Source organism: Lysinibacillus sphaericus OT4b.31, from assembly GCF_000392615.1.
In the GTDB taxonomy this organism is placed as follows: domain Bacteria; phylum Bacillota; class Bacilli; order Bacillales_A; family Planococcaceae; genus Lysinibacillus; species Lysinibacillus sphaericus_B.
Window position 1 is genome coordinate 1 of the sequence record NZ_KB933412.1, and the last position, 25,767, is coordinate 25,767.

The 25,767-nt window shown below is 37.6% G+C and carries 27 protein-coding genes and 2 pseudogenes; 5 read left to right on the top strand and 24 right to left on the bottom strand.

Annotated elements, in window-relative coordinates; translation table 11 throughout:
• Window positions 1-117 precede the first annotated feature (117 nt).
• From H131_RS21695 to H131_RS21705, 3 genes are all read right to left on the bottom strand, one after another.
• Window positions 118-1,068, bottom strand: a complete 951-nt coding sequence (locus H131_RS21695) for a TRM11 family SAM-dependent methyltransferase (RefSeq protein WP_010861285.1) — start codon at window positions 1,066-1,068, stop codon at window positions 118-120.
• Window positions 1,065-1,637, bottom strand: coding sequence for a hypothetical protein (locus tag H131_RS21700; RefSeq protein ID WP_036132426.1), 573 nt, complete (start codon window positions 1,635-1,637; stop codon window positions 1,065-1,067). The genes H131_RS21695 and H131_RS21700 overlap by 4 nt, the downstream gene beginning before the upstream one ends.
• A 415-nt stretch (window positions 1,638-2,052) precedes the next feature.
• Complete coding sequence (locus tag H131_RS21705; protein WP_010861287.1) at window positions 2,053-3,117, bottom strand: S-layer homology domain-containing protein; 1,065 nt, start codon at window positions 3,115-3,117, stop codon at window positions 2,053-2,055.
• A 373-nt stretch (window positions 3,118-3,490) separates the two neighbouring features.
• Between H131_RS21705 and H131_RS25660 the strand changes: the two genes are divergently transcribed.
• The 3 genes and pseudogenes from H131_RS25660 to H131_RS25670 all read left to right on the top strand — a co-directional run bounded on the left by H131_RS25660 (window position 3,491) and on the right by H131_RS25670 (window position 4,290).
• Window positions 3,491-3,703, top strand: a complete 213-nt coding sequence (locus H131_RS25660) for a cupredoxin domain-containing protein (protein ID WP_010861288.1) — start codon at window positions 3,491-3,493, stop codon at window positions 3,701-3,703.
• A pseudogene (locus tag H131_RS25665) lies at window positions 3,613-4,094 on the top strand (multicopper oxidase domain-containing protein). Before H131_RS25660 ends, H131_RS25665 begins: the two are co-directional and overlap by 91 nt.
• Window positions 4,069-4,290 (top strand): annotated as a pseudogene (locus H131_RS25670) (multicopper oxidase domain-containing protein). The pseudogenes H131_RS25665 and H131_RS25670 overlap by 26 nt, the downstream one beginning before the upstream one ends.
• Before the next feature lie 91 nt (window positions 4,291-4,381).
• On the opposite strand, the gene H131_RS21715 reads toward H131_RS25670, so the two are convergent.
• From H131_RS21715 to H131_RS25675, 19 genes are all read right to left on the bottom strand, one after another.
• Window positions 4,382-5,053 (bottom strand): M15 family metallopeptidase, encoded by a 672-nt coding sequence (locus H131_RS21715; protein WP_010861289.1) that lies wholly within the window; start codon window positions 5,051-5,053, stop codon window positions 4,382-4,384.
• Entirely contained in the window at window positions 5,050-5,454 is a 405-nt protein-coding gene (locus H131_RS21720; protein WP_010861290.1) for a phage holin family protein, read from the bottom strand. The genes H131_RS21715 and H131_RS21720 overlap by 4 nt, the downstream gene beginning before the upstream one ends.
• 95 nt (window positions 5,455-5,549) lie before the next feature.
• A complete protein-coding gene (locus tag H131_RS21725) occupies window positions 5,550-5,750 on the bottom strand; it encodes a hypothetical protein (protein ID WP_010861291.1) in 201 nt (66 codons plus the stop codon).
• 15 nt (window positions 5,751-5,765) lie between these two features.
• Window positions 5,766-7,586, bottom strand: a complete 1,821-nt coding sequence (locus H131_RS21730; protein WP_010861292.1) for a phage tail protein — start codon at window positions 7,584-7,586, stop codon at window positions 5,766-5,768.
• Window positions 7,587-7,659: 73 nt separating this feature from the next.
• On the bottom strand, window positions 7,660-7,818 hold the full coding sequence (locus tag H131_RS25100) for a hypothetical protein (RefSeq protein WP_010861293.1): 159 nt from the start codon (window positions 7,816-7,818) through the stop codon (window positions 7,660-7,662).
• On the bottom strand, window positions 7,818-8,123 hold the full coding sequence (locus tag H131_RS21735) for a hypothetical protein (protein WP_010861294.1): 306 nt from the start codon (window positions 8,121-8,123) through the stop codon (window positions 7,818-7,820). The genes H131_RS25100 and H131_RS21735 overlap by 1 nt, the downstream gene beginning before the upstream one ends.
• Before the next feature lie 311 nt (window positions 8,124-8,434).
• Window positions 8,435-8,692: a hypothetical protein gene (locus tag H131_RS21740; protein ID WP_036132430.1), complete on the bottom strand. Its 258-nt coding sequence runs from the start codon at window positions 8,690-8,692 to the stop codon at window positions 8,435-8,437.
• An 86-nt stretch (window positions 8,693-8,778) separates the two neighbouring features.
• The gene (locus H131_RS21745) at window positions 8,779-9,090 is read right to left on the bottom strand and encodes a hypothetical protein (RefSeq protein ID WP_010861296.1); all 312 of its coding nucleotides are present in this window, start codon (window positions 9,088-9,090) and stop codon (window positions 8,779-8,781) included.
• A 30-nt stretch (window positions 9,091-9,120) separates the two neighbouring features.
• A complete protein-coding gene (locus H131_RS21750; protein WP_010861297.1) occupies window positions 9,121-11,337 on the bottom strand; it encodes a hypothetical protein in 2,217 nt (738 codons plus the stop codon).
• 13 nt (window positions 11,338-11,350) lie between these two features.
• A complete protein-coding gene (locus tag H131_RS21755) occupies window positions 11,351-12,166 on the bottom strand; it encodes a distal tail protein Dit (RefSeq protein WP_010861298.1) in 816 nt (271 codons plus the stop codon).
• The gene (locus H131_RS21760) at window positions 12,163-16,857 is read right to left on the bottom strand and encodes a phage tail tape measure protein (RefSeq protein ID WP_010861299.1); all 4,695 of its coding nucleotides are present in this window, start codon (window positions 16,855-16,857) and stop codon (window positions 12,163-12,165) included. Before H131_RS21760 ends, H131_RS21755 begins: the two co-directional genes overlap by 4 nt.
• A gap of 210 nt (window positions 16,858-17,067) precedes the next feature.
• Window positions 17,068-17,382 carry a phage tail assembly chaperone G gene (gpG, locus tag H131_RS21765; protein ID WP_010861300.1) on the bottom strand — a complete coding sequence of 105 codons (315 nt, stop codon included), beginning with the start codon at window positions 17,380-17,382 and terminating at the stop codon, window positions 17,068-17,070.
• 59 nt (window positions 17,383-17,441) lie between these two features.
• Window positions 17,442-18,020, bottom strand: a complete 579-nt coding sequence (locus H131_RS21770; RefSeq protein WP_010861301.1) for a major tail protein — start codon at window positions 18,018-18,020, stop codon at window positions 17,442-17,444.
• A gap of 26 nt (window positions 18,021-18,046) precedes the next feature.
• The gene (locus tag H131_RS21775) at window positions 18,047-18,388 is read right to left on the bottom strand and encodes a hypothetical protein (protein ID WP_010861302.1); all 342 of its coding nucleotides are present in this window, start codon (window positions 18,386-18,388) and stop codon (window positions 18,047-18,049) included.
• A gap of 78 nt (window positions 18,389-18,466) precedes the next feature.
• A complete protein-coding gene (locus tag H131_RS21780) occupies window positions 18,467-18,682 on the bottom strand; it encodes a hypothetical protein (protein ID WP_010861303.1) in 216 nt (71 codons plus the stop codon).
• Window positions 18,683-18,742: 60 nt separating this feature from the next.
• Window positions 18,743-19,054: a hypothetical protein gene (locus H131_RS21785; protein ID WP_155242530.1), complete on the bottom strand. Its 312-nt coding sequence runs from the start codon at window positions 19,052-19,054 to the stop codon at window positions 18,743-18,745.
• 593 nt (window positions 19,055-19,647) lie between these two features.
• Window positions 19,648-20,043 carry a DUF1492 domain-containing protein gene (locus H131_RS21790; protein WP_010861305.1) on the bottom strand — a complete coding sequence of 132 codons (396 nt, stop codon included), beginning with the start codon at window positions 20,041-20,043 and terminating at the stop codon, window positions 19,648-19,650.
• 238 nt (window positions 20,044-20,281) lie between these two features.
• Window positions 20,282-20,692 carry a hypothetical protein gene (locus H131_RS21795; RefSeq protein WP_010861306.1) on the bottom strand — a complete coding sequence of 137 codons (411 nt, stop codon included), beginning with the start codon at window positions 20,690-20,692 and terminating at the stop codon, window positions 20,282-20,284.
• A gap of 240 nt (window positions 20,693-20,932) precedes the next feature.
• Window positions 20,933-21,070, bottom strand: coding sequence for a helix-turn-helix domain-containing protein (locus tag H131_RS25675; protein ID WP_010861307.1), 138 nt, complete (start codon window positions 21,068-21,070; stop codon window positions 20,933-20,935).
• A 144-nt stretch (window positions 21,071-21,214) separates the two neighbouring features.
• Here H131_RS25675 and H131_RS21805 point away from each other — a divergent pair, with 144 nt between their 5' ends.
• Together H131_RS21805 and H131_RS21810 are read left to right on the top strand one after the other, a co-directional pair.
• Window positions 21,215-21,847, top strand: coding sequence for a LexA family protein (locus tag H131_RS21805; RefSeq protein ID WP_010861308.1), 633 nt, complete (start codon window positions 21,215-21,217; stop codon window positions 21,845-21,847).
• 342 nt (window positions 21,848-22,189) lie between these two features.
• Entirely contained in the window at window positions 22,190-23,089 is a 900-nt protein-coding gene (locus tag H131_RS21810; RefSeq protein ID WP_010861309.1) for a 3-hydroxyacyl-CoA dehydrogenase, read from the top strand.
• Between the two features lie 242 nt (window positions 23,090-23,331).
• Here the strand turns inward: H131_RS21810 and H131_RS21815 are convergent, their stop codons facing one another.
• On the bottom strand, window positions 23,332-24,891 hold the full coding sequence (locus tag H131_RS21815; protein WP_010861310.1) for a motility-associated ABC transporter substrate-binding family protein: 1,560 nt from the start codon (window positions 24,889-24,891) through the stop codon (window positions 23,332-23,334).
• Window positions 24,892-24,960: 69 nt separating this feature from the next.
• Window positions 24,961-25,767 carry a phosphonate ABC transporter, permease protein PhnE gene (gene phnE, locus H131_RS21820; RefSeq protein WP_010861311.1) on the bottom strand — a complete coding sequence of 269 codons (807 nt, stop codon included), beginning with the start codon at window positions 25,765-25,767 and terminating at the stop codon, window positions 24,961-24,963.

The window sequence follows — 25,767 nt, forward strand, 5'->3', positions numbered from 1 at the left end:
CCGGGCGCACATCAAAAGGTATTCGGAATGTAATCATTCCGAATACCTTTTGTCGTCAATCTAAATCCAACATTGTCAAAAATGACATTGTTGGATTTTCTTTTTGGTTAAGAAATTCTATTCACATAGTAATATTTGTCTTTCAAAAGAACCTTTTTTTACGACACAACGATCGATTATTTCAAAGCCTGCCTCATTTACCATATTGTCAATTGTTTCAATGGTCACAAATAGGACTCTCTTTGCAATACGACGCGCTGATTTAATAATCATAAACTGTGAATCCACTGAAATATGTGTAAATAAATTATAAGGTAAATCAATAATTGCCACATCATAGCTTTCCGTTATTTGTGCTATATCGCCCATTAGCACTTCTCCTTGTAAGCCAAAGTGAGCAATATTTATTCGCGAGCCCTTCGCAACAAGTGGATTAATGTCACGGCCAACAATATTCATATTCATGGACAATGCTTCTATTAAAACATTGCCGATACCACAACATGGATCAATCGCTCGTACACCTGTTGGATTCGGAATAGCAATATTAGCGACCGCTCGTGCAACCCGTGTACTTAAAGCTGTCGAATACATCTCAGGCTTTTGCTGATGCTTGAGCCAAACTGCCTCACCTTCAACATAATAACCAAAATACCAACGATTATTATGCCAAACAAGTCCAAATACAATATCGGGATTATCTAAATCTGGCTCTGCCTGTATACATAAGCCAATTTCTCGCTCCACCTGATGACGTTCATGCTGTTGAATCTTCTTAATATCCCCAAGGTCATTCTTATTTAAGCATAATACTTTAAATGTACCTTCTCCTAATACAAGATTCTGTGCAAAATGGGCAATGTCTGCAACATGAGCTGCTTCGTATAGCACATCTAACCGACTACGCATAAATGGACTTCTACTCGGCTCAATTTTTTGGGGTGCTACTAGTATATTCGATGCTGTATCAAAGCCAAACATCGCGCGCATTTCTAAATGACAAAGCTCTCGCTCATTTATTTGCCACGCATACGTATAAAGATAAGAAGTAATCGTTTGCTCTATCATACTGTCTCCTCAAGTTCTTCAAGTAGCCCGAAAATAAAACGATACAAACAAACCAATACTTCTGCAAATGACTGTTGCTCACTAAATTCATCAAGCGCATTCAATGCAAGATTAATTTCCCAAAGTCCATCCTGCCCCGAAAATGCCGCACTATACGTCATGTTCTCATGTTGCAAATGTGTTATTAAATACGTATGTAATAACTCACCTTGCTTCTTTTGCAATCGTAGACCAAATAAGGCACTATACACACCGAATGCCTCATCAAATTCTAGCGCAAAGGAGTCCACGCGAATGACTGCTAGACGATCAGACGCCACATACATAAATTCATTCGCATGCTCTCTTAAATATTGTACGGCTCTTTCCAAGAACGACTGTGATTCTTCTGCTAGCAACTCTTCACTTAGCTTGTCGCATCGTTCTATCACATTAACATGTAAATAACCTAAATCCTGCACTGTCCGATTCAGCAGCAACCCATGTTTTTCTGCATACGCTTTTTCCACATCCAATAACGCAAGGTCAACCTGCTCATTCATCAATAATTCCATTTGTTTTTTTAGCAATTCGCCAGCTCCAATCAATTACGCCAATGGCTTTATCTTCATTCATTCCATATCATCTCATCATCTATAGAGGTGTACATTTTCTGTAGCTGTCACTACGCTTTTGGGACAATAACATAATGTGCTGAATAAAGATAAATTTATCTTAACCATCAGTATAACTTAGTTTGCATAACAATATGAAAAATATCGGGTGTTACTGGTAGCGAAGATTCTTTTTACCCTAATACTTTCACGTTGTGACAAAAAAGATTTCCCTAGTATACATTGTTTCAGATTATTGATAGCGATAAAGTAACCTAGCAAAAACGCAAAAAAGGTGATGTGATGGAGTATCCTCCTTGCACATCACCCTAACTTTATTTAATTGTTGCTGCTATGGGGCATGGAAATAAAGCCATTTCCCAAAAACTTGCTATTCCTCTTCGCTCATCGTCATTAACGTAAGCGACAGAATTTTAGAAAACTGTGCACGTGTCAGGTTGCCTTTAGGATTAAATTTACCATTCGCACCATCAATAATACCTAATTGCTGTAATAACCCAATTGATTCTACAGCCTCCTTGCGCATCTGATCCTTATCAGTAAATGTATTATTTTTGCTAGCTTTCGCTACATCAAACTCCATTCCTTGCAAGTAGCTTGCAGTTACATACGCCATTTCCTCACGTGTTGCTGGTTTATTTGGCTCGAAATTATTGCCATCAAAAATATCGATTAAGCCATACTCTTGTAAAATCGCTACTTCTTTTGCACCCCAAAACCCTTGCATATCATTATATGTAGCAGGTCCTTCATAATCTTCATTTACATCTAGACCAGACGCACGGAAAATCATAGCTGCTAATTGACCACGCGTTACTTGACCATTCGGATTGAATGTTGTGTCAGTAGTACCGCTTACAATCCCTGCTTGATAAAGTAATTGGATATAACTTTCAGCCCAATGTCCAATAGTATCTGTGAAATATCCACCTGGCTTTAATTCAAAATCTGCGCGATTAAAGACCATAATTAAATCATTCAAATCTTGACCGCTAACAGCTTCCCATTTACCACCTGTATATATTTCAGCTGTAAAGGAGTTGCCGGATTGTGTAATTTTCATTTGAATAGAGTCTCCGAAAAGTTTTTTATACTCTTCATAGTTCTCTTTAAATGCCTTTTCTCCCTCTGGATATAGGTTTGTCCCATCCTCGTAACTTTTCATCAGTGCTGCTAATGAAAATTTTACAGTAATACTATTACTAGTTGATACTAGTGTCAGATAATCATCTGAGAATAGTTTGGAAAGTAAAAACATTTTATAGATATCTTGATAGGACATCGATTGTACCTGACTAGTGTTTGTTGATGCCACTAACAATTGTTTATTGACAATTTTTGTAACATCTACATTCTCCTGTGCTTGTGCTTGGAGTCCAAATCCTCCTGTTAAACATGCAATACTAAGTGCTCCAGCTAACATCGTTTTTTTCATTTTTCTTGCCCCTCTCTTTTCATAAATTTAGTGTACTAAAACAACAGTTAGTAAATCTATAAAAATATGTAAGTACTGTAAAAATATCAAAAAGTCCTATTCTTTACTACAAAAAGGACTTCCGAATTATTCATCCAAATCGCAAAACCCATTAGTAAAGCACTATTATTAAATAGGTCATTTAACCCAATGTGAAATCGGTATATTATCGTGCTCTCCTATGTTTTCGACTAATAGGTGTCCCCTATTTAAAGCAAACAAGCGAATGAGCATAGAAGCCTTTACTGTACATATAATTTAGTAGTCAGTTGAGACGTATATGGTTTTTCGATTTTAATGTGTGCTAGCAATAAATAATTGTAGGAGGGCTTGTATGGTTACAACCCCCGGCATTGGGGATTTACGTTATGTGACGCAATCGAATGGGACAAAGTTTTTCACTTTGATTGTCGAAGAAATAACATGGGAGCTTGTAGACGGTATTTTTATTAAGGCATGGGATATAACGGTTCCACACCCGGTCCTACTATTCATGTCTACTCTGGGGATCAAGTCTGTATTCGTGTTATTAATCGCTTACCTGTAAAAACGAGTGTGCATGGGCATGGTTTAATTGTTCCGAATACGATGGACGGTGTGCCTCCTATCGAACCTTCCCCGTTTATAGAACCTGGGCATTATTTTGACTACCATTTACAATTAAAAATCCATCTGGCACATATATGTATCATTCTCATGTAGATGTTGCGGTGCAAGATGCGGGGCTGTTAGGTGGCTTCATTGTCGAAGATCCAACACTACAAAACCTCCCAATGTATAGAAATTATCTATGTTTACTGGAAGAATGGGCGATTGGTGAGCTACCATGGGAGGGATTTGACAAAAGGTACGTATCCCTTAAATTTTGTCAAACGAGTTCGTTTCGGCAACATTCAAATGAATCACCATCCCATGCATCTCCACGGTCATCAGTTTAGCGTTGTAGGAGCAGATGGTTTCCCAATTGCTGAACACACGCAAATTTGTAAAAATACGATTCTCGTGGCTTCCGGCGAAACATGAGATATCAGCTTTCAAGCCAACAACCCTGGCATCTGGCCGTTCCATTGTCATATGCCACACCATGTCACAAATAATGGAGCACCTGGTGTTGGGGAAACGAAAGTTGTCTAATAATCTCTTATATATAAGTAGAAATTTAGATAAAAAAAAGAATCTGCATACTTTTTACGGATCACCGGTAGGAGTATCGCAGATTCTTTTCTTATAACAAAGCTCGTCTTTGTTGGATAGTAATATATAAACCTAATAATCGGTCAGTGGGCATCATACCATTTTGTAAGTCTTTTAAATGTGATTCTTGAATGATTCCACTATTGACCGCTTGCGCAATATATTTTTCTGTTGCTGTTCGCATAGCTGGTGATGCAGGATTCCATGTTTGAGTCACCTTTATTTCCTCCTTTTTATCTTCTACAATTAGTTGTACCTTCATTTTGCTATTACTCGGTACGATTACAACACCTTCTAATTTGTAGCCAGTGGGCATTTTCCAAGATGATTTCACCTCAAAATGAGGACGATCGATAGAACCCGCCCAATCTCCTCCCCATGTAATACCAAGTTTTCTGGCAATACCTCCTACTTTATTTAACGTCATTACATCATACAAAGATTGAGGGGGACTAACAGCAAGATCCCAAGCTAAACGTGATTTATGATTGCTACTTAATGTCCAAGTAACAATCTGACCTGGTCGAGTACGCCCTTGCGCATATAAATAATTTTGCCTTGCTTGTGAGCGATATGTTTCTGTAATGAAGATGTTGATGACGCCAGCCTTGTAACACTCCTGGAATAATAAACGACATGCCGATTGTGCAGGAGGTAATAACTCAGCTAAGTCTCTACAGGTTGCTGTTACGCTTGTACTCATTTAGTGTCCCCCTCAGCAGTTTTATCCTTCACAATTGCTAAGATATTTTTAATGAAATTTGGTGTGGGTAAACCCATCTTTGTACCGTTTTCAGTAATTGAAATAAATTCAAGCACACAAAATGCAATCGCTGCACCATCGCCTGCATACTCGATACCAGGCACAACAACAGCCAATAAATACACAGAACTAACTAGCATTAAGTAATAAACTTTACGTATGATGCCATTGAACCCAATACGACTATTTAAATTATGATTAACAATACCGGTCAAAATACCAGTCATATAATCAATTGCCATAAACCCAATTAATACGGTTACCGCCATTCCCAATCCATCCACAGAATAAGATACAATTGTGCCGATAACGCCACTCATTGTTGCAATCCATCTGTCCATTACAACACTTCCTTTTTTAGTACATAAATAAAAACCCTCCACAACTACGTGTGGAAGGCACTTGTTAAAAAATTAGATAAAAAATAACGCTCGCCTTATGACTGCGTTTCTGGTTGTTCTTCTATTGCTGTTGATGGTAAAACACTGATGATAATATGTTTATTAATAATGGCCCCACCAATATTTACAAAGTTAATTTTCTGATCGTTTAATGTGACGGTAAATGCTGTTGCATCAAACTCCGCATTCATTAGATTTATTGCTTTTCCATTGTTTAGTTGTACTTGATAATTCATATTAAAATCTCCTTTTTATTTAAGTTCTAAATAACCTTGGTCTTCACCAAAAAGTCTTACATATAGCCTTTTTGGATTTGTTGCTGTCGATAACCCAAAACCTAATCCACTCGTATCAGTTTTTGCTACATTTCCGTAATTACCATCGACAATTAAATCGCCATCAGTTCTCACTCCATTAAGAGCACCTAAAACAAGAGTGTCATATATATGTCGAATAACCCCACCAGTTGCCCCACCAAAACTAATCATTTTTGGTTCGTGGTCAGAATAATGGCTCCCTATTCTAAGTACTTTTCCTATCTGAACATCATCAGAAATATTAATGTTAGCCGAATAAATATTTACACTGTTTAATGTACCAGTGTGAATAGAACCTAGATTACCAGTAATGTCAGACAATACATTTACTGCACCAATTAAATTAACCTTAGATGCTTGAATAGAAATGGTCGTCGAGGTTTGGTTGATTAAAGATGCAATTTTATTACCAGTATAGTCCATCGTACTAACTTTTTGACTGATTTGATTCGCTTGTTGCGTAATGCTACTTTCAGCGTTACTTACACGTGTACCTATACCACTGATTTGCATTTGCTGGCTAGTCACTGTTGACTGTATTTGTGAAGCAGTTTGAGAGACAACGGAAACGTCATTACGGACGGTTCGAATATCATTATTAATCGTTACAACTTGGGCCGATACTTCGCTACGTATTTCAGCTGCAGTTTGAGTAATACGACTACTTAAGTTGTTATTTAAGTCTGTTACGCTTTGTGTAATGCTATCAGCACGTATATTGATAGCTGCAATCGATACGCCTATTTCTTCAACCTCTAAGTCAATCCGGTCGTCTGTCTGCTCAAACTTTGAACGATAACGTTTGTCATTGGCATTAATAGTTGCTCGTTGATTTAGTAGTGCATCCACAATTGTTTTAGCCTGTGTATTTCCTACATCAACTTCAGATTCACTATAATCACGCTTTGTTTTTTTGCTTATAATACGTGTTTGGTATTCGAGCTGTAGGTCTTCATGAATGAGCCAAACCATATCTCCCACATTACCATCTACTGTAGTCACCTTTACTTTGATACTTGTCTCAGGTGCTGCAGGTAGCTCACTAGCTAAACGTGTTGTCATATCTTCAACAGTTTCTATGTTCTCGTCATGGATTGGATCGGCAATACGTATTCCGATTCTTGGTGAACTTGCTAATGGCGAGGTATAAGTAATATCAATGCCATTAGCCCCATAGCCTCTAATTTGAGTTTTTAAACCAGCTGAAGGAATACTATAAGATAACGTCTCGATGTTATGTCGATAACGGAACTGCAAGTCATTGTCTACGCCTGTTTTTTTGGCGAATCGTATAACCTTATTCGGCAAAATTTGACGCTCGCATTCAAATACGGAGCAAAGATGCTCAATCAACACAATAGGATTAGCTTCCCCAAAGTTCGGAAGTAGCTGATAACCCTCAACATCCACATTCATAAAAGTCCAACCAGTACCATCAAGGATAAACGACATAAAATCATTCAAAGTCCTTGTCCCACCATGAATGCCATATTTGAAATCGTCTGCTAGTGAAAAATAACTGTGAACAGCAGTTGCCTTTTTTGTGAATGTGTCGCCACTAAAATCTTTCACAACATATTCATGGCCATCCTCGTCTTCTATCAAGGTTTCAAAGTCTAGCAATTCATGTCCTGGATTCTTTTCATGTAAAAAAGAGCTAAACGAGATGCGTAATGCCCCGTTCAACTCTTCAAATTTTTCGTAGTTTGTTTCCAAAAGAGGTTCTGTTCGTGAACCATTTGTGACAATGAGCAAGTTACATCACCTTCTTTATAATAAAAATACGCCAATCCATAAAGAGTAGCGCTTACTGAATAATATAGGATGATTATAGTCCTTTAGTATTCATTAAAATATACTCTTCCACAGATTGTTTATAGTCCTGGTTCGTGATGTCATTGATTACATACGTATCATTTGTTTTTGGATTTTGACCACCTGACATGATACGTTCTGCTGCAATACGAACTACTACTTGATTTATCATTATAAAATACCTCCTACTTGGCTGTCTGTTTGTAATAAAAGAATATCTTCCTCTAATTTTTGAATGCGTATTTGTTCCTCAGTTAACTCAGGAACAGGGTATAGCTCAATTACAGGCTCCAAAGTCTCAGGATTGATTTCTTTGAGGAAGCATTTTGTGTGGTCGATAGAACCATATGGAATGTCGATATATCCAATTGTACCCCAATCTCCATGAGGGATTACATCTCCCTGCGCTTCTCCTGTCTGATAAATAATTCGTCCTTTCTGTCTCTCAAATACTACACGATTGTTCATTTCTGCCATGATGTGTTGGCCTCCTTTTAATTTTATCCCCATGCAATCCAGTTGAAAGTAGCTTGTGATATAGTTACAGGCAATTTCAATCCGTTTGCAAGTTTTATAGTTTTCAAGTTAAATGTAGTAGGTTGCGCGTTAGTTCCTGACCACGAAGCTATTTTAGAAGAGTCTACACCCATGCTATCTGTGGCTTTTCTGTACGTAGTTGAGAAAAAGTTTGTTCCATTACCGTACCAAACATAAATAAGTGTTGGCTCAAATGAAAGATTTAATATCTCAATATAGTGTGAATTTACATTAGCTATAGATGCTAAATATTAGAAACTCATAGTGTTAGAGATAGTAGTGTAAGTCCCTGTAGAATACGGAATACCTGTTGGAATAGCTGCTATTGTTGCGAACTCAGCAGTAGTACTTGTTTGTACACCCATGTAAGTAGTGGCGTTCGCAACTAACGCCTTACCACTACTTACAGATTGAAAAAGTGTGTCGTACTCTATATCTGTCATTAATCTGCGCCAAGGTCGCCATCCAGTTTCCGACCATGCTCTATAATAAACATTGTTATCCGCCACTGTCGTAAACCTTTGAATACCATAGTTAGTACCTCTAGGGTTAATGCATTCTAATACACCTCAAGAATCAGGTGGTGTATTGGTAGCTAAACGTTCCCTATCTGATAAATGTACCCCCAAGCAAGGTTATCAAAGTTAATCGCTCCAGTAAGAAACTCATCACTATACTTGAGTACAGTTTTATTCCATTCTGAGCGCTCTCCACTTTGAATATGCACTTCTTTATTTCCGATATGATTATTAGTTTTAGTATTCAGACCTTTTACCGATTCTGCTGTTGCACCTTTATCTACATCACCTATCGTTAAATCATTGACAAGTGGTGTTTTCAAGCCTTCTAAATGTTCCTGAAGACTAGGCGCTAAGGTCTGGTAAGCGATTTCACCTGTGTAAGCCATGTTTGCGTTTCCCTCGTAAAATAGTTTTAATTAATCTCCATATGCTTGCCAGTCGTATAATGCACCGTTAGGCGATTCTACTTGTAGCCAGAACTCAGTGCTATTTCCACCGCCATTTCCCTGATATTTACTACCGTTATCATCTACATAAAGGTTTATCTCACCGAAAACAATAGGAGAGTTGTAATAAACAGAACATGACCTATGCTTATCACTTGTAAAACTATTCCTTTTAGCCACTATAGTTCTAGGCGTAAATCCTAAGTTGGCAATTCTAATGTAACCTGCTGCATATCCGGGTCTATTAGAGGTTACAGTAGTCGTACCTGAAGACTTTTTTGCCCCTACTGGAATAGCTCTAATATTAGCCGCCATCTGTGCGCCTGTAGCTGTTGGACTTGTTGTAACTCCTTGCTCAGTGATGGCCGCAGCTACATTTGTTTTTACATCACTGGCAGATTGCTTTAAATCTTGTATAGAGAACCACTTACTGTCATACCCCATAAACACTACATTCGTTTGGTCGTGTACAATCTGAAACGGTGTGTTATTCTTCTTGAACTCTAAACCGTAGTCTACAGTAGAGCTTGCGTTCAACTGTATAGAAGCACTGGAAGAAGTAGCAGAACCGGGCACAATCATTTCAAACGTCGGAACACCTTTAGTAATAGACAAGTTACCGCCCATCCCTAATGCGCCTGCCATAACGTTGTTACCTGTTTTCGTTACAAAGCTTGATGTCTGCGGTGTCCACGGTTGAGGCAATGTACTTGGTTCACCACTCTTTGTAAATTCCGAAAGGTTAATCTCATTAAACTTTACTTGACCTTGGTCAGAGTATACTTCTGCATATACTTCCATAGAAACAAACAAATTGTTAGAAGTGCCTGCTTTTTTATGAATAGGGAAGTACATTCGAGTAGCTTCAAACTGCACATCACTTACGTAAAAACAACTAGCAAAGGCAGGTGATATACTAATTATCTCCATTTGTTTTATAAACGATGTTGCACCAGATTTACCTATATTCCATATCACGACTGCGGAACCTGCTGAATTGCCTACATTGTAACCGCTTGTTATAGTCATTTTTACTGCTCCCATGAAGTTTGCGATTGGAATGTTAATATATGCGTATTCCTTAGCAGCAGGGTCATTATTCCAAAGGTTAGCATTAAATGTTAACGATTTTTTGAACCAATGTTGACCTGTGTTATCGATTGTAGCAGGGCTAAGAGCATTGGGCTTAGGTAGACCATCAACTACAGTTTCAACCTCAGCCACACGTGCAGTAACTTCTGTTAAATCAGCTGGCGGTCCCTGTGGTCCTTCTGGTCCTTGAGGTCCTTGAATACCTTTTAAGGATTCAATCCATTCTTCCATCGTTCCTTCGAACCCATTCTCTACAGCTAGGTCGTATGCTGATTTACCTTGCGGACCTTGAATCGGACCAACATTCTTCCAAGTATTCGAGTTGTCCTGCCATACATAAAGATCACCATGAATCATGTAGGCGTCACCAGGTGATCCAGTAGTCGGTAAATCGCTCTCACTCAATAACTCACCGATAATATTTACCCCTGTACCATCTTTACCATCAGTTCCTCTCTCGCCCTTGTCACCTCTATCACCTTTTCCTCCTTTTTCAGCAAGCAATTGCCAATGTGCATTAACGACTAATGGAGGAGTAGGAGGTGCATTTCCTTTGGTGTTTTTTAACGTAATAAAGCTACTACCATTTAACGTTACAATGTTATTGGTAAAATATTGAACCTCATTGTTGTATTCAGATTTTGGGCTTAACTGATTAACATAGTTCTGCATTGTAGTAACCGCATTAAGTGCATCCTGTGTGGCATTTTGAGCATTTTGAATAGCTTGATTTGTGTTGTTAGTAGCGTCATTTGCACTTGCCGTAGCAGTATTAGCACTTGTAATAGCGCCATCCAACAGCGTTAGAGTATTTGACACGGTCTGTAGAGCCGTTTGTAAAGCTGTATTATTTGCATTAATCGTCTCTTGTGTAGCTGCTTCATTAGCTGCAATAGCCTGTTGTACGGCAATATTCGCATCATTTACAGCCTGATTTAGTCTCTCTAACAGTTCATCTACTTCACCACCTGCTAGAATATTGATTTGTATCTGCAGGTTCGTTAAACCTGTAATGATACGATTCCAGTTTTCGTTTATTTTATTCCGTTCTGCTCGACTAACTGGCGAGCCCGTTGTGTGTAAACTTATAACCACTTTTCCACCTTCTTTACATATATAAAAATCTAAAATTAAAAACGATACTGTAAACAGTACCGCCTGTAACCTGAAAGCTATTCTCTCCAACTGCCAAGCTGAGTAGCTTTTTATTTGTTTGTTTTAAAGCGGATGTACCGTTTTTAAATGATTGAATCCCTCTTAAAATCAATGTATCTGTACTACCATTTATTGATCCGTTAAATTGATAGGTTTCGCCGGTTGTACGATTTGTTATTGTGACACTATTGCTGAATGAACCTATTAATATGATTTCAAGTTCATGTTGCCGGGGATCAATAGCGACATTACCGTAATTTTCAACTGTAAAGTTATTGCTACTAAATGCGTAAGATAGGTCATCGTCCCAATCAATCCCCATGCCCCATTGCCACTTATCGATGTCCCATTCTTTTAGGTCACTTGTTGTAGCCACTGATTCAGCGTAGAGATTTTCGCATATAAATTTAATTTCTAATTCTCCAACTTTCCGTAACAGCTCATTTGGAGAATAACTTTCAGCTAATCGTACTTTCCAACGCTTACCTGGTTCAGCGTCAAAGATAATATAAAAGTGCTCTTTCCGGGCAAACAATGAATTTATGTCAGCAATAAACAATTTAAAATCATGATAATCAAATGCTTTATACATAAACTTCGCTGTAATTGTACGTCCGCCAAAACGCGTGTTAGTAAAAATTGTTCCATCACTACCATCCATTACAGACGATTGATGCTCTATTGATACGGAAGGGATAAAATATTTTAATAATTTCAAACTGTAGTCGCTCATTAATAATTCACGACCATCCTTTAAAATCATTTTCATATATGATTTAACCCCCTTGTCAATGCATGGATACTTGCATTGTTATACTGTCTGCCGCTGACTACATCTACAACTGATTCACCTAGAACTTGTCCATCTAAAACTGATTGTACAATAATAGTTGAGGGTCCTAAGTTTTGTGCTACAGTGTTGTTCTTAGATTTTTGTATTGGCAATAAGGAAGGAGATTCGGGTACAACACTATTCGCCAATCGTTCACTGACATTTGTAGCTTTATTCATAATTGAATCGAACCCATTAACTATACCTTCGCCAACATTCTGCATTAAAGAAGAAGTTGGATTTATATCTAATACTTTTTTAATTGTCTCTGATACATTTTCCACAAGATTGTTTGCTGTTTGCTGTAATGCTGATTGCATCCCCTTCATTCCATCTATTAATCCTTGAATAGCATTTTTTCCTATATCGTTCATTGAACCTAATATTTCACCTGTACCAAAAACGATTTCTTTTATTTTCCCTTGCCATTCCGTATTTAAAGTGGTCAATTCGGTGTTTGCCGTATCACGTAAAGCTTTAATTTTTGCTTCTGTTTCAGCTTTTAATGGCTCCAACTCCTTAATCGCTGCTTCACGAGCTATTAAAAGTTTTCTTCCATACAACTCTTGATAATCCAGCAGTTCAGCATCCGTCATTCGATTAAGGGCTTCTAATTGTGCAAGAGCACCAGGACCCATTGCTTCTAATTCATCGATAATAGCACTTGATAATTTACGCAATTCAAGTTGCGATAATTCAATTCGCCATTGAGAGAGTGCACTCACTTGCTCACTTAAATTTTGAGTTAAGCTAGATGAATCTACTGGTTCGGCTATCTTCACTTTATCAAAAAGTCCAAAGTATCCTTTAATGCTTTTCGTGCGACTATCCAATGCAGTGTTATAGGCCTCGTTGTGCTTCTGTTCCTCATCCAATAGCTTTTTATTAATATCCTGTGTTTGCTTTAAATAATCATTATTGATTGATTTAATTTTTTCGCTAATTGCTTTTTTGGTATCATAGAACTTCTCTTCATAATAAGTACGTTCCTCTGTACCTGCTTCATACTGTGCAAGATAATTCTCATACATCTTCAATTCATCTGCGAGCGATAGTGTGTTATATTTCTTACGTTTATCAACGTATTCCTTTTCATTATCGAATTGAGCTTTAACCATTTCAGAATACGCTTTGTTGAACGCCTTTAAAGCATTGGTCTTTTCTTTAGTTCCTTCTTTAAATGTTGTTGCACTAAAACGCCAAAACTCGGCCTCTTGCTTTGTTGTCATTTCTCCAGCAGCCTTTTGAGCCTCTACGTATTCCTTCAAAGCTTTGAATTTTGCATCAGCTGAGTTAGATTCGATTTTTGCAATTTTTTCAGCGTATTGTTTTGTAATAGTTTCACTATCTTTCAAGGATTGTTCTTCTATCTGCTTAATTTGAACTATCTGATCTACGGTAAGGGCGATTTGTTGTTTTGCTGCATTGTTTTTAATCGTAGCAATTTTTTCCGAAGCTTTTTGGGAAATCTCAATTCGTTTATGCTCAGCCTCTTTTTGCAATGCTTCAATTTCCACTGCATTAGCTTTTGTAGTATTACTAATAACTTCTTGGACTTTTTGCATTGCCTCTTTAGTAATTAATAAATGCTGTGTAATATTTGGTATGGCAGCCTCAGCTAATTCCTCAGCCGCTTTTCTAACTCCTTCACTTCCTTGCTCGATCCCGATCGCTAAACCTTCACCCACACCTTTACCAATTGGTATCATGACACGTGATGGAGAATTGATTTTCAATTTTTTCTTTGCCCAATCTGGAATAAGACTAGCTAATTCCCCGATTTTCTTTTTTACTCCATCGAACATATCTCCAATACCACTAATCAAACCGGAAACAATGTCTTTACCGATTTTTTTCAAACTTATGCCAAATAAAAAAGCTTGTGCTTCATTCCATTTTGTCTCGATTTTAGTTTTCACTTCGCTCATTTTATTACCAACAGCCGTTTTCATTTCATGAATTTTATTTTCAGCTGTTTGCTTAATGTCATGTACTCTATTTTTAGTAGCCGTCCATGCGTTGTTCCAGCCATCACTAATTGCCTTGCCGAGTGCTTTGGCGTCACTTGCAACATTTTCCGTGTATACCTTCCACCGTGACTTTATTTCACCAGTTTCCCAGTCTACCTTATTGACATGTTCTTCCGCTTGCAATTGTGCCTCACTTACAACCTTTTGGTGCATATCCTCTGCGTTAGCAACAGTTTCATCTCTTTTTCTCTCTGCCTCATCAATAACTGCTTGTGCCTCTTCTGCTGACATCGTACCTGTTTCATCTCGTTGACGAACTGCCCATTTATTCGTTTCGTTATATTGTTCTTCTGCTTCCTTTAAAACATCATCTTTTTGTTTAAGAGAGTTTCTTACAACTTCAGCCGCTTGCTCTGCTGTAATCTTTGAAGCCTCATTTTTTAAACTTTCTAGAATAACCTTTTGCTCAACTTCACTATCAGAAAGATGCTTAATCGCGTTCTCAGTCATCGTTTGTTGAATAAGATTGATTTCTTGTTGCTCATCCTCTGTAATCCCTCTATTGTTTTCTGAGGCATTTTGATAAATTTCTTCAATCCTCGCCTTACCACTTGTTATAACCAGTTGTTGCTTAGCTTGACTTTGTGCAACCCGTTCTAAAATTTTTGCTTCTTGTTCTTCAGTTAAGGCATCACTTTGAGCAAAATGATTTTGCATAGTCTCTAATTCTTGCGCATGATCAGATTGCATTTCGGTTAACACTTGATCGCCCATCTCGTTATAAATACCTACCATATTGGCAGCCATTTCTTCTGTTACTGCTACACCGGACCAAGCCATTTGGTTAAGTGCTACTGTCGCCTGATCAGATAATTCTAGGAAACTCCCAACTGATTCTGCGGTCGAATCTGATACTTTATCTTTCCAATCCTCAACTTGAATGGATGATTCATTCAGTTCACGACCAACTACTAACGCTGCTATCCCAAAACCTGTAAGCAAGGCTGCTGCTATCCCAATTGGCCCTGAGATTAATGCAAATGCCGCGCCAAATGCTGTTGTCGCGCCACCTGCTGCACCAATCGCCATAGAAAATCCACCTACAGCACTGATAATGGAACCAACACTGGATATTAACGTTCCTCCAACCACAAGTAAAGGACCAATCGCAGCTGCTAAGCCACCAATAATAACGATTGTTTTTTGTGTTTCAGATGATAAATTACTAAATTTCTCTATCCATGGTGCAATGACATCCATTACTTTAAGCACCATCGGTATTAAAATCTGACCAATACTAATACCAATATCTACAAGCTGATTTTTCATGATGGTCATTTGCGATTCGGTTGATTTGTAATTTTGAGCAGCCTCGTTGGATAATGCTGTATTATCTTTCCACGCTTGCGAAGAGGTATCCACTGCAGACGATAATAGGCCCGAAGCATTTGCCATACTTAATAGCACATCTGTTTCGTCGCCTTTGACACCCAATTCTGCTAGAACACTTGTTAAGTCGGCGCCTCCTTCTGAAGTCTCAGCTAACCCTTTCACTAATGCATCTAATGCTGAAACAGCGTCCGTCTCGAATGCCTTTTTAAAATCAGCACTCGACATATTTGCTGCTTTTGCAAAACCAGATAAGCTCTCTCCACCATCACCGACAGCTTTTTGAATTTTTTGTAGAACTGTTGTCATGGCAACTCCACCAGTATCAGCCTGAATACCTAAACTAGACATTGTCCCAGCAAGACCCATGATTTGGGCCTCTGTCATGCCTAATTGCGCACCTTGTTTAGCAAATCCCATGCCCATTGCAACAATGTCAGATTCGGTTACCCCCATTTTGTTACTAAGCTCGACGACAGATGAGCCTAATCGGTCAAAATCCCCCTGGCTCATTCCAACGATACCAGCAAAACGTGCGAATTCTGTTGCCGCTTGCTCCCGCGTCATGCTTGTTGATGCACCTAAATCAATAACCGTTCGTGAGAAAGATAGTAAATGATCTTCAGCTATCCCCAATTGACCAGCTGATTCAACAACCCCTGCTATTTCAGTAGCACTTACTGGTAACTCCTTAGCCATACTACGTATGCCGTCTTCAAGCTTTTTAAAATTTTCTTCACTCGTATTGACGGATTGCCGCACACTCGCAAATGCATTTTCAAAATCTACTGCGGCATTAAAAGCTAATACGCCAATAGCTTTGATAGGCGTTGAAATCGTAGAAATGCTTTCGCCAACTGATTTCACCTTCCCACCTATCTCCTGAAACTGACTCCATTTAGAGGATTGAACATCTAATTGAGTGCTCACTTCTGTTAATTGCGTATTTAATCCATTGTATTCAGCGAGCGCTTCATTGACAGCAATAGCCTGTTGTTCAATAGCTTCTGTGGAGGCTGATCCCGATGCTACTAATTCATCATATCTATTGCGTTGTTCTGTTAACTTAATGCTAGAGGCATCAACAGAACGAGATAAAATATTCTGTTTTTGTGATAAACCTTCGATAGAGTTTTCATATTCACCACCGCGTGCTTGTAAAGCCTGTAATTCCGCTCCCATTGCAGTCAATCGTCTAATCGACTGATCGATAGAACCATTAAAATTAGCTGTATTGAGACTCAGTTCAACAGCACGAATATTCGTCATTTATTCTTCACCGCCTTTTTGCCAAAAATCAAAATTACAACCAAGGAATATCGTCGGCTGTAACTTCTTCCACATCTTCATAGTCATCGTAGCCTTCTGAAAGCTCAAACCAAAAATGAATATCCATTTCATCTATTTCATGTAATTTGTAGCCTTCTTTTATTAATTCACGATAAAACTTTTTAATATTTTGATATGGAGTTAATCCGCTTACTTTCCCTCTTCACCACTAACGGCAGGTTTTGTTTCAAGCCCTCCAATGTTCAACACACTATTAAATACACGCATAATTTCATCTTGTAGCTTGCCTGCCTCTAGACCATCCCATATGTCGTCCACAGTGAATTGATTATCGAAAACATTTACTACGAAACCAATCATTTCATCGAATGTTTCGACTGAAATGTCATTACCTTCTTTACGCATTTTTTCGTTCATCTTTAAGGCATTTCGGAATACTCGAGCCTTTACAAAGTCATTGCTAAACGTTTTCTCTTGGCCATCAATCTTTAATGTAATCTGCATAATTTATCCATCCTTTTTATCGTAATAAAAAAAGAAACCCTCGAAAGGGCTTCTCTCTTTTAAGGTGTTGGTACTGTTTCACTTGGTTTTGCCACTGCGGCAAAGAACGTTTCTGCTGTCGCTGTAACGCCCGCATCACGTGTATCGACAGTATGTTTGATGATACCTTCGATTAATGGTAGTGCCTCACCACCAAATGGATACACTTTATAGCTTGTTTCTCCTTTTTTACGTGTAGTATTCAATTCTTCACCTGGTTTTAATTTTGCTTTTAACAGCCAGACCATTCTAGATCCAGATTCAAAACCAATTGCCATTGCATTTGGCGTATCATTTGCATTTGTGATGATACCGCCTTCTGCAGATTTTTTATGCCCATACCAGTCAACAAGTACTTCTGTTGGTAAGTCTGCTGTTTCACCAGCAATAGTAATAGAATCCAATTGTGCCTCTTGGTCTACGACACGATCTCCCGCATCCAAATGTGCTTCTGAGAAGTTAGGTGTCAGTGTTAGAGAAATAGGCATTGTTAATGTTTTCACTTCGCCCCAAGTTTCTGTTTGCTCGTTTGTCATTAGTGCATAGTGGATACGCTTTAAGCTAATTTTTTGTGGTTTTTCATTTACTGTTGTTGTCATTTACATGACCTCCCGATTTTTTATTATTAATCATCAAAAAAGACGAATTGCAACACTCTATTAAAGTGAGATTCGCCTTCTTCGTATGGTACATCATATTCTAAAATTCGTTCATAGCCATCCTTCTCCATCAATTGTTTGATGCTTTCTACAAGGTGATGGTAACTTGAGACAGACCATACATTTAGTTGTATAAGTCTCTCTGTTTCAATTTCCTCTTCACCCGCTTCGAAGATTGGCTTTGCACTTACCTCTAAAAAGGTAATAAACTGATTTGGTTTTTCCAAGCCAGTAGGAATTCCGTTAAACACGACAGGTAAACCTAATGGCTCTAATATAGTAGGAATGTGCACAAATAAATCTTTCATAACTTTATCTCCTCAATCTACATCTGCCGATACTTTAATTATCTTTAAGCTCAATATACAAGTGAACCATCGTCCTATTTATCCCTGACAACTGAGAAGATGGTTATGCCAGTTTGACATTGTGATTGCTGCACCATCCCCCTTTAGTGAATGGAAAATTGCACTCCTATAATAGAGTAAGACATCCAACAACGAAGGCTCTTCAGCATTCATGTATTTAGAAATTTCCGGATAATTTAAAACGTCAACTGATTTTTTGTCAGTTGACGTTTTCATCTTTACGCGCATATTCATTTTTAGTCACCTCCCTTCAATGCTATTATTTTTGAAAAGCTCAGGGTTGATCTTAGTTGGCTAAGATTCTATTAATTTTCTAACCTCAGACATACTGTGTATAATTTCCTCTTTTAAATTGGACTCCTCCTGCTTTAACCGCTCCAGTTCATCACTACTTGCCCACTTCATCTGCCGAAACAGTTCTCGAATTCTTGCTTGTTGGTAACGTGTATACTCATCGGTATAAAAGCAAATATACTCTCGACCACAGTTCGGGCAAGTAAAATAAGTCTTTTCAATAGTATGTTGCAGTTTGTCTTTCTTAAAATGTTGGACATAGAATTTGTGACCGCATGATTTATTGCACTTAGCATAAATTGGCTCCATCAATCTCTCCACTTCCTTCTATTTATCATGTTATTTGGCTTAGCGCCGTCCTTTAAATCAGAACAATACAAAAGACCACTCTTTTGAGTGGCCTTCAACCAAGGGGAATTTATTTGTTGTGACATTGTTCGTTTGCCGAACTATTACTTTACCATCATATAACGGAACTTCAACTCTTGCTATTCACACTACTGAGTGTCAGTTAAGTGAAAGTTCATTTTTGTGATAGTATTTCCATTGATTACTTATCTAACTAGAAATAGAAAAGGCCCCTCTTATTTGAGTGGCCTTCAACTCTTATGATTAATTTTTTTTGTGACATTTTTCGTTTGCTGAACTTGTACTTTACCATCATATAATGGATGTTCAATACTTGCTATGCATACTCCTGAGTGTCAGTTAAGTGAAAGTTCATTTTTGTGATAGTATTTCCATCGATTACTTATCTAACTAAAATAGGAAAGGCCCCTCTTATTTGAGTGGCCTTCAACTCTTATGATTAATTTCTTTGTGACATTGTTCGTTTGCCGAACTATTAATTTACCATCATATAATGGATGTTCAATACTTGCTATGCACACTCCTGAGTGTCAGGATTATGAAAACTTTATTTCATGGGCGAATCGCACCATCTTAGCAATTTCTGCATGCTTTTTATATATGTAGCTAGCGCTGTAATTTAATTCTTCTGCTATTTCTTCTAATGTCATACCATCCACATACTTTAGCTTTAATATCTTATGATTTAACCCTTTAAACCTACTAATCAGCTCCAAAAAATTTTTCTGTTCAGTACGCTTAATTTGTAATTCTTTTTTGATTCGTTCAATACGTTCTTCTAGTTTCGCTCCGTCAGATTCGGCAGTAAGCTTTACTCCTGCTAAATCCCCACTTACCCAGCGTTTCAATTCTTTTTGGGACTGCTCAAAATTAAATTCAAGATAGCCAATTTCATCTTCAATTTGTTGATAATCTCGTAACCATTCATACATACACAGCACCTACTTTGCATTTTTTTCGACTTTTTAAAGGGAAAGGAAACTAGTATACTTTGGAGTAGCGAACTTTTGCTACCCTATGTTATATTTTTAGGGACTTATTACTTCAATGCTCGTTATAGGTTGCCGCCTTTGACGAGCTTTTTTATTTTTCTTAACTTACTGTTATTATTTATGTACATTTTTTCTCCCTTTAACGTAACTTCAACTGTTTTAATTTTGCTACTTCATTCTATGCGCTACCTTTAACAACTTCTAAAGCTGAAGCTACCCCATCAATGTATTCTTTATGCCCTTTGTATTCCTTTACGAGATTTGGAAATGTACAATCACCAAATGGCATATCACCGTGGTTTAATACTTCTTGAATAATTTGTTGCTGCAATTCAAGTAAATATTGCTCCGATTGCTCTAGTAAATCGTTGAGTGCCACTACATATTCTCTATTCTTATCAGGAAATTCAAGTGCTTCTTGTAGATTGATTGTCAGTGCATCCTTAAGATTTGCACCTGAGTTTTCGTCGTGAAAAGTTAGTAAATCTCCATTTTCATCCACGATTTGAGCACTTGTTACTTTATCACTATAAAAATTGATAGCTGTTACTTTCATTTTATTGCCTAAAACATTTAATCTAGCTTTCATTTGATACAATTCCCCCTAAATTATTTAATATAATTAATCGCATTTGAACTAATTACCAATTGTCGTTTCGTATTTAGATGACGCTTGGTATCCCGCCTCCTAGAAATAATAAATTTTTTTCTAATTTCACGAAATACCTTTAAACGGTATTTATGTACAAAAAAATTATTGTAGTGACCTTCATTAACAACGGGTAACCTTATTCCCTCTTCAGAAATGCCATAGAGCTTTGCCCTTTTCTTAATATAATTCTGGAATAGCAGTGATTCCTTTTTCATAATTACTCAATGTTTTAGCCGTTATCCCCATTTTAAAAGCTACATCAGCTTGTTCTAATTCGGCATTTATACGAGTTGCCTTTAAAGAAATTTGAAACATATTACCACCACCTCCTCTTAAATGGTAAATATAATATAATACCTTTAAACGGTATAGTCAAGTAAATAATACTTTTTATAGGTTTTAATCTGTTTACAATAATACCGAATATCGGTATTATGATAATAATGGAGGTGCTTTAATATGGATAATTCGGATAAGCTAAAGTTAGTTTTTTCTAAAAACCTGAAAAACCAATTAGATAAAAGAGGGTTAAATCAAACAGATATGGCAAGAGATTTAAACATCCCTGAAACAACAGTTTCTAATTGGATGAAAGCTAGCACATACCCTAGACCTGATAAACTACAATTAATGGCGGATTATTTTAATATAAAACGTTATGATTTAACTGAGGAACAGCCAACGAATTTAATAGCAGTACAACCCAATTTTGTTAAAATTCCAATACTGGGTATCATCGCTTGTGGAGATCCAATCCTAGCAGAACAAAATGTTGAAGGCTACATGTATGAATTTCCCGATTTATTACCAACTGGTAATATTTTCGCTTTAGTTGCTAAGGGGGATTCAATGGAACCGACTATCCCGGATGGCTCTAAAGTTTTGATAAGAGAACAAAGTGAAGTTGAGTATGGGGAGATTGCAGCAGTATTAGTAAATGGTGATACGGAGGCAACACTTAAACGGGTGAAAAAACAAGGAGATACCATCTTACTTATGCCTGATAACCCTAAACATGAGCCCTATATTATCAATGAAAATAATCCTGCAAAGATTATCGGTAAAGCTGTCAGTTTCAAAGTTACACTGTAATTAATACAAAGAAGTTCACTAGTCCTTTTGAGTAGCTCAGTAGCTGCTCTTTTTTATTTCAACTATTGAACATTGCCTATACAAATAACAACATCTAGTATTTAAAATCAAATGCTATGTTGTCTTCGACATTTCCGAATTTAGGGTTTTTTGGACTTACTAAGTACATACTTGAAGAGAGCATTTTCAAGTGGAAGCTCCACAAATTTTTATATCATTATAATAATAAAGGCTATCGTTTGATTTTTATTTGAGAGTAGCAGTAGTATGGAAGTGTATTAAGGAAATTGTTTTAAATCCATACTATTATACTAATGTAACAATATCGGAGGAGGAGTTCAGATGAATTATCAAAATATTACGGTTGCAGGAAGTGGCGTTCTAGGTAGTCAAATTGCCTATCAATCAGCTTTTAAAGGATTTAATGTGACTGTTTATGATATTAATGATGATGCGTTAAAAAATGCACAAGATCGTATTGCAACTTTAAAACCACTCTATCAACAAGATTTAGGTGCGACACAGGAAGAAGTCGATGCTGCTTATGCACGTCTAACTTTTAATAGCGACTTAGCAGAAGCTGTTGCGAATGCTGATCTTGTTATCGAAGCGATTCCTGAAGTCGTAAAAATCAAAACAGAATTTTACACAAATCTTGGCAAAGTAGCACCACAAAAAACGATTTTTGCAACGAATTCATCCACATTATTACCAAGCCAATTTGCAGATGTAACTGGGCGACCTGAGAAATTTTTAGCGCTCCATTTCGCCAATACAATTTGGAAAAACAACACAGCAGAAATCATGAAACATCCAGCTACGGATATGAACGTATTCGATGAAGTCGTTGAATTCGCTAGAGCAATCGGCATGGTGCCACTACCATTATATAAAGAACAACCAGGCTACATTTTAAATTCATTACTTGTACCTTTCTTAGATGCAGCTGAAATGCTATTAGTGAAAGAAGTAGCTGACCCTGAAACAATTGACAAAACATGGATGATTGGTACAGGTGCGCCACTTGGCCCATTCGCTATTTTAGACATTGTAGGGATTAACACGGCATTTAATATTGTCCAAGCTAAAGCTGCCGCTACTGGTGACGACAACATGAATAAATTAGCCAACCTGTTAAAAACAGAGTATATCGACAAAGGTAAATTAGGACGAGCAACGGGCGAAGGCTTCTACAAATATCCAAACCCTAACTTTGCAAAACCTGATTTCCTGAAAGGCTAATCGCGTTAGGCAACAATAAGCGTTACATGTGCGAATAGCTCAAAACCCTGTTGATTCATCATTTAGAATCAACAGGGTTTTTTGGCTTCACTCAATATTGTGTATAATGGTCAAGCTGATGTGTACTTTCCTTTTCATCTATAAAGGCGACAATTCCTGCTAATTTTTGTTCAATAGAAATCATAGCCTGCATCACTCACTTTTAGTAGATTTTGATACCCAATATTTTGTGTGCAGTTTAGTTATTCAACACTTGAACCTGCTCCAATAGAGACTGCTTTTGTTACTACATTATCTCCCTTACTATTCTTTAAACGAATAGTACCTTCCGAAACAGATGTGGATGAGTTTAATCGCATAGTTATTATTTTTTGAGCGATTCCCTGGCTATTAGCTGTTAAAGTACCAATATCGAAGTATCCATAGCTTGTCGGCCAAGTCCCATCTGAATTTTGCACTTGAGAAATCGATGTTCCGCCTGGTAGATAAACCTGAATTCGATATCCATTAGCAGCAGCTAATGGTGTTAAGCCACTAACAGTAACTGTCACATTAAATGCATCACCATTATTAGGCAATACAGAAGGGACCGCTACGGAATAACTTAATGTAGGTAAAGGGTCTACATCTGAACCATAGGATCCATCTGCAAATGTTGAAGGGTCATACCATAAATACCCTGCATTAGGCTGACGCCATGGTTCACCTAAAATCTCAGTTGAAGTTTGGGGATTCTCTAATGACAATCTAGGCGTTACACTATCCAATGTAATCGATGTTTGTGCAAAAGTTGTATAGCTTTCATCTTGTACGAGCCAGTCAATAATATTAATTAATAATTCGCCATTATCGTCTGCTACAAAGCCATCGTATGTTCTTTTTACATTTCCTGTTTCTTCATTGCGATATTTAGGTGTTGCATCTTCAACAGGTGAAGAATCCCCAATAAATGCTGCTTTTCCTAATTCCTTTTTACCAATTGCAACATATGGACCTTCTGCTAGTCCACCGCCAGCATATACACCTTGATCCACTGAATTTGACCATTTATTTGCCGAAGTTAAACCATTTGGTAAATAGACAATCCCTTTTGCCAGATGTGGATTGGTAATGGCTAGTGTAGAACCTGCATGAATTGAAACTTCTGATACACCAGCTGTAATTCCGAATGACTCATTAGTAGAGACCACTTGATTTGCCACTGTATTATCGATTGCATTGTAACGGAACTCTACACCAAATTCGTCACTTAACCAAGTAGAGCTTACAACGTCATTTAACGCATTTGCTTCACCTGATGACATGCCTAATGTTGGATTATGATAAGCACCACGACGCCAACCATTCATAATTTCATTGGAGTCCCAACGATTTAAATTCCGATCAGCATTATAATGATCTGCGATAAAGAACACACCACCCCCTAATTCTGCAAATGCAGCAATTGCTTCTTGTTCAGAAGAGGTAAATGGAATTTGGGCCTCTGGAATGACAAAGACATCATAATTTATCAAATCATTTAAAGTGATTGGCACATCACTACGGAATTCTTCTACGGTATATCCTTCTGCAGTTAATCCATTAGCAAAATCAGAAAAAGCACCATCAATTACCCAGTCAGCTTGGCCAGCTGTTTGTCCATGACTATTATCAAATAATACGGAATAACCATTCGAGTGCACAGGCGTAATAATAGGAGCTGGATCTTGTGCATTTTCTGCCGAGCTCGTATTAACAAATATTGAACTAATCATCACTGTACTCAATACTGCTGAAAACACAAATTTAGATTTCTTCCCCATCGTAAACCAACCTCCAATTTTTTAATGAACTTCTAGCCCGCAGCAAAAATATTGTTCGAAACCTTGCTATTACCCCCTGACTAATTTTGTGCGAATTTTGTTGGACATATATTCAACGATTAAAATAAGCACGATTAAGCCTATTAAAATCGAACCAACCTCTGACCACCGATAGGCATTCATCGCAAAGATTAAGGGTGCTCCAATCCCTCCAGCACCCACTAAACCAAGTACGGTTGCATCTCGTAAATTCATATCAAAACGATAAATTACAATTGATAAAAAGGATGCTGAAAGCTGCGGCAATATACCAAATCGAATTTTTTCTAAAGTTGTGCAGCCGATTGATTCCATCGATTCTAGAATGGATATGTCTAGGTCTTCAATGACGTCTACATATAATTTCGATAACATACCAATACTTACAAGAGACATTGTAAGGACGCCTGCAAAAGGCCCTGGTCCCGTTACACGAATAAACATTAACCCATACACAATCGCTGGGATTGTTCGAATCAAAATTAATAAAAATCGAACAACATAGGCAATCGGCTTTGGGACAATATTAGATGCGGATAAAAAAGCAAGTGGAATGGCTAAAATCGAACCAACGATTGTTCCTAAAAATGCAATTGCCATCGTTTCGATTAATAAATAGGGCACACCACTTGTCGTAACATTCACTAATAAAGACAAATCTGGTTGAACAATACCGACTAAAATATTTTTAGCAATTGAAAAACCATTCGTTGTCAGCTGCTCCAATTCGATTGCCGATAAAGACCATCCAAAAAGAAGGCATAAAATGAAGATGGTCACTAATTGCGTGACACGACGATTCGGTTCTAGTTTATATTGTTTTTGAATGACATCCAT

Excerpts from the sequence above, each read along its gene's own strand:
- H131_RS25675 (WP_010861307.1), bottom strand. The coding sequence starts at position 21,070 with ATGTTTCAAATTTCTTTAAAGGCAACTCGTATAAATGCCGAATTAGAA.
- H131_RS25100 (WP_010861293.1), bottom strand. The coding sequence starts at position 7,818 with ATGATAAATCAAGTAGTAGTTCGTATTGCAGCAGAACGTATCATGTCA.
- H131_RS21715 (WP_010861289.1), bottom strand. The coding sequence starts at position 5,053 with ATGAGTACAAGCGTAACAGCAACCTGTAGAGACTTAGCTGAGTTATTA.
- H131_RS21760 (WP_010861299.1), bottom strand. The coding sequence starts at position 16,857 with ATGACGAATATTCGTGCTGTTGAACTGAGTCTCAATACAGCTAATTTT.
- H131_RS21815 (WP_010861310.1), bottom strand. The coding sequence starts at position 24,891 with ATGGGGAAGAAATCTAAATTTGTGTTTTCAGCAGTATTGAGTACAGTG.
- H131_RS25660 (WP_010861288.1), top strand. The coding sequence starts at position 3,491 with ATGGTTACAACCCCCGGCATTGGGGATTTACGTTATGTGACGCAATCG.
- H131_RS21775 (WP_010861302.1), bottom strand. The coding sequence starts at position 18,388 with ATGAAAGATTTATTTGTGCACATTCCTACTATATTAGAGCCATTAGGT.
- H131_RS21745 (WP_010861296.1), bottom strand. The coding sequence starts at position 9,090 with ATGGCTTACACAGGTGAAATCGCTTACCAGACCTTAGCGCCTAGTCTT.
- gpG (WP_010861300.1), bottom strand. The coding sequence starts at position 17,382 with ATGCAGATTACATTAAAGATTGATGGCCAAGAGAAAACGTTTAGCAAT.
- H131_RS21720 (WP_010861290.1), bottom strand. The coding sequence starts at position 5,454 with ATGGACAGATGGATTGCAACAATGAGTGGCGTTATCGGCACAATTGTA.
- H131_RS21810 (WP_010861309.1), top strand. The coding sequence starts at position 22,190 with ATGAATTATCAAAATATTACGGTTGCAGGAAGTGGCGTTCTAGGTAGT.
- H131_RS21725 (WP_010861291.1), bottom strand. The coding sequence starts at position 5,750 with ATGAATTATCAAGTACAACTAAACAATGGAAAAGCAATAAATCTAATG.
- H131_RS21770 (WP_010861301.1), bottom strand. The coding sequence starts at position 18,020 with ATGACAACAACAGTAAATGAAAAACCACAAAAAATTAGCTTAAAGCGT.
- H131_RS21780 (WP_010861303.1), bottom strand. The coding sequence starts at position 18,682 with ATGAATATGCGCGTAAAGATGAAAACGTCAACTGACAAAAAATCAGTT.
- H131_RS21795 (WP_010861306.1), bottom strand. The coding sequence starts at position 20,692 with ATGAAAGCTAGATTAAATGTTTTAGGCAATAAAATGAAAGTAACAGCT.
- H131_RS21735 (WP_010861294.1), bottom strand. The coding sequence starts at position 8,123 with ATGGCAGAAATGAACAATCGTGTAGTATTTGAGAGACAGAAAGGACGA.
- phnE (WP_010861311.1), bottom strand. The coding sequence starts at position 25,767 with ATGGATGTCATTCAAAAACAATATAAACTAGAACCGAATCGTCGTGTC.
- H131_RS21805 (WP_010861308.1), top strand. The coding sequence starts at position 21,215 with ATGGATAATTCGGATAAGCTAAAGTTAGTTTTTTCTAAAAACCTGAAA.
- H131_RS21755 (WP_010861298.1), bottom strand. The coding sequence starts at position 12,166 with ATGAAAATGATTTTAAAGGATGGTCGTGAATTATTAATGAGCGACTAC.
- H131_RS21705 (WP_010861287.1), bottom strand. The coding sequence starts at position 3,117 with ATGAAAAAAACGATGTTAGCTGGAGCACTTAGTATTGCATGTTTAACA.
- H131_RS21695 (WP_010861285.1), bottom strand. The coding sequence starts at position 1,068 with ATGATAGAGCAAACGATTACTTCTTATCTTTATACGTATGCGTGGCAA.
- H131_RS21790 (WP_010861305.1), bottom strand. The coding sequence starts at position 20,043 with ATGTATGAATGGTTACGAGATTATCAACAAATTGAAGATGAAATTGGC.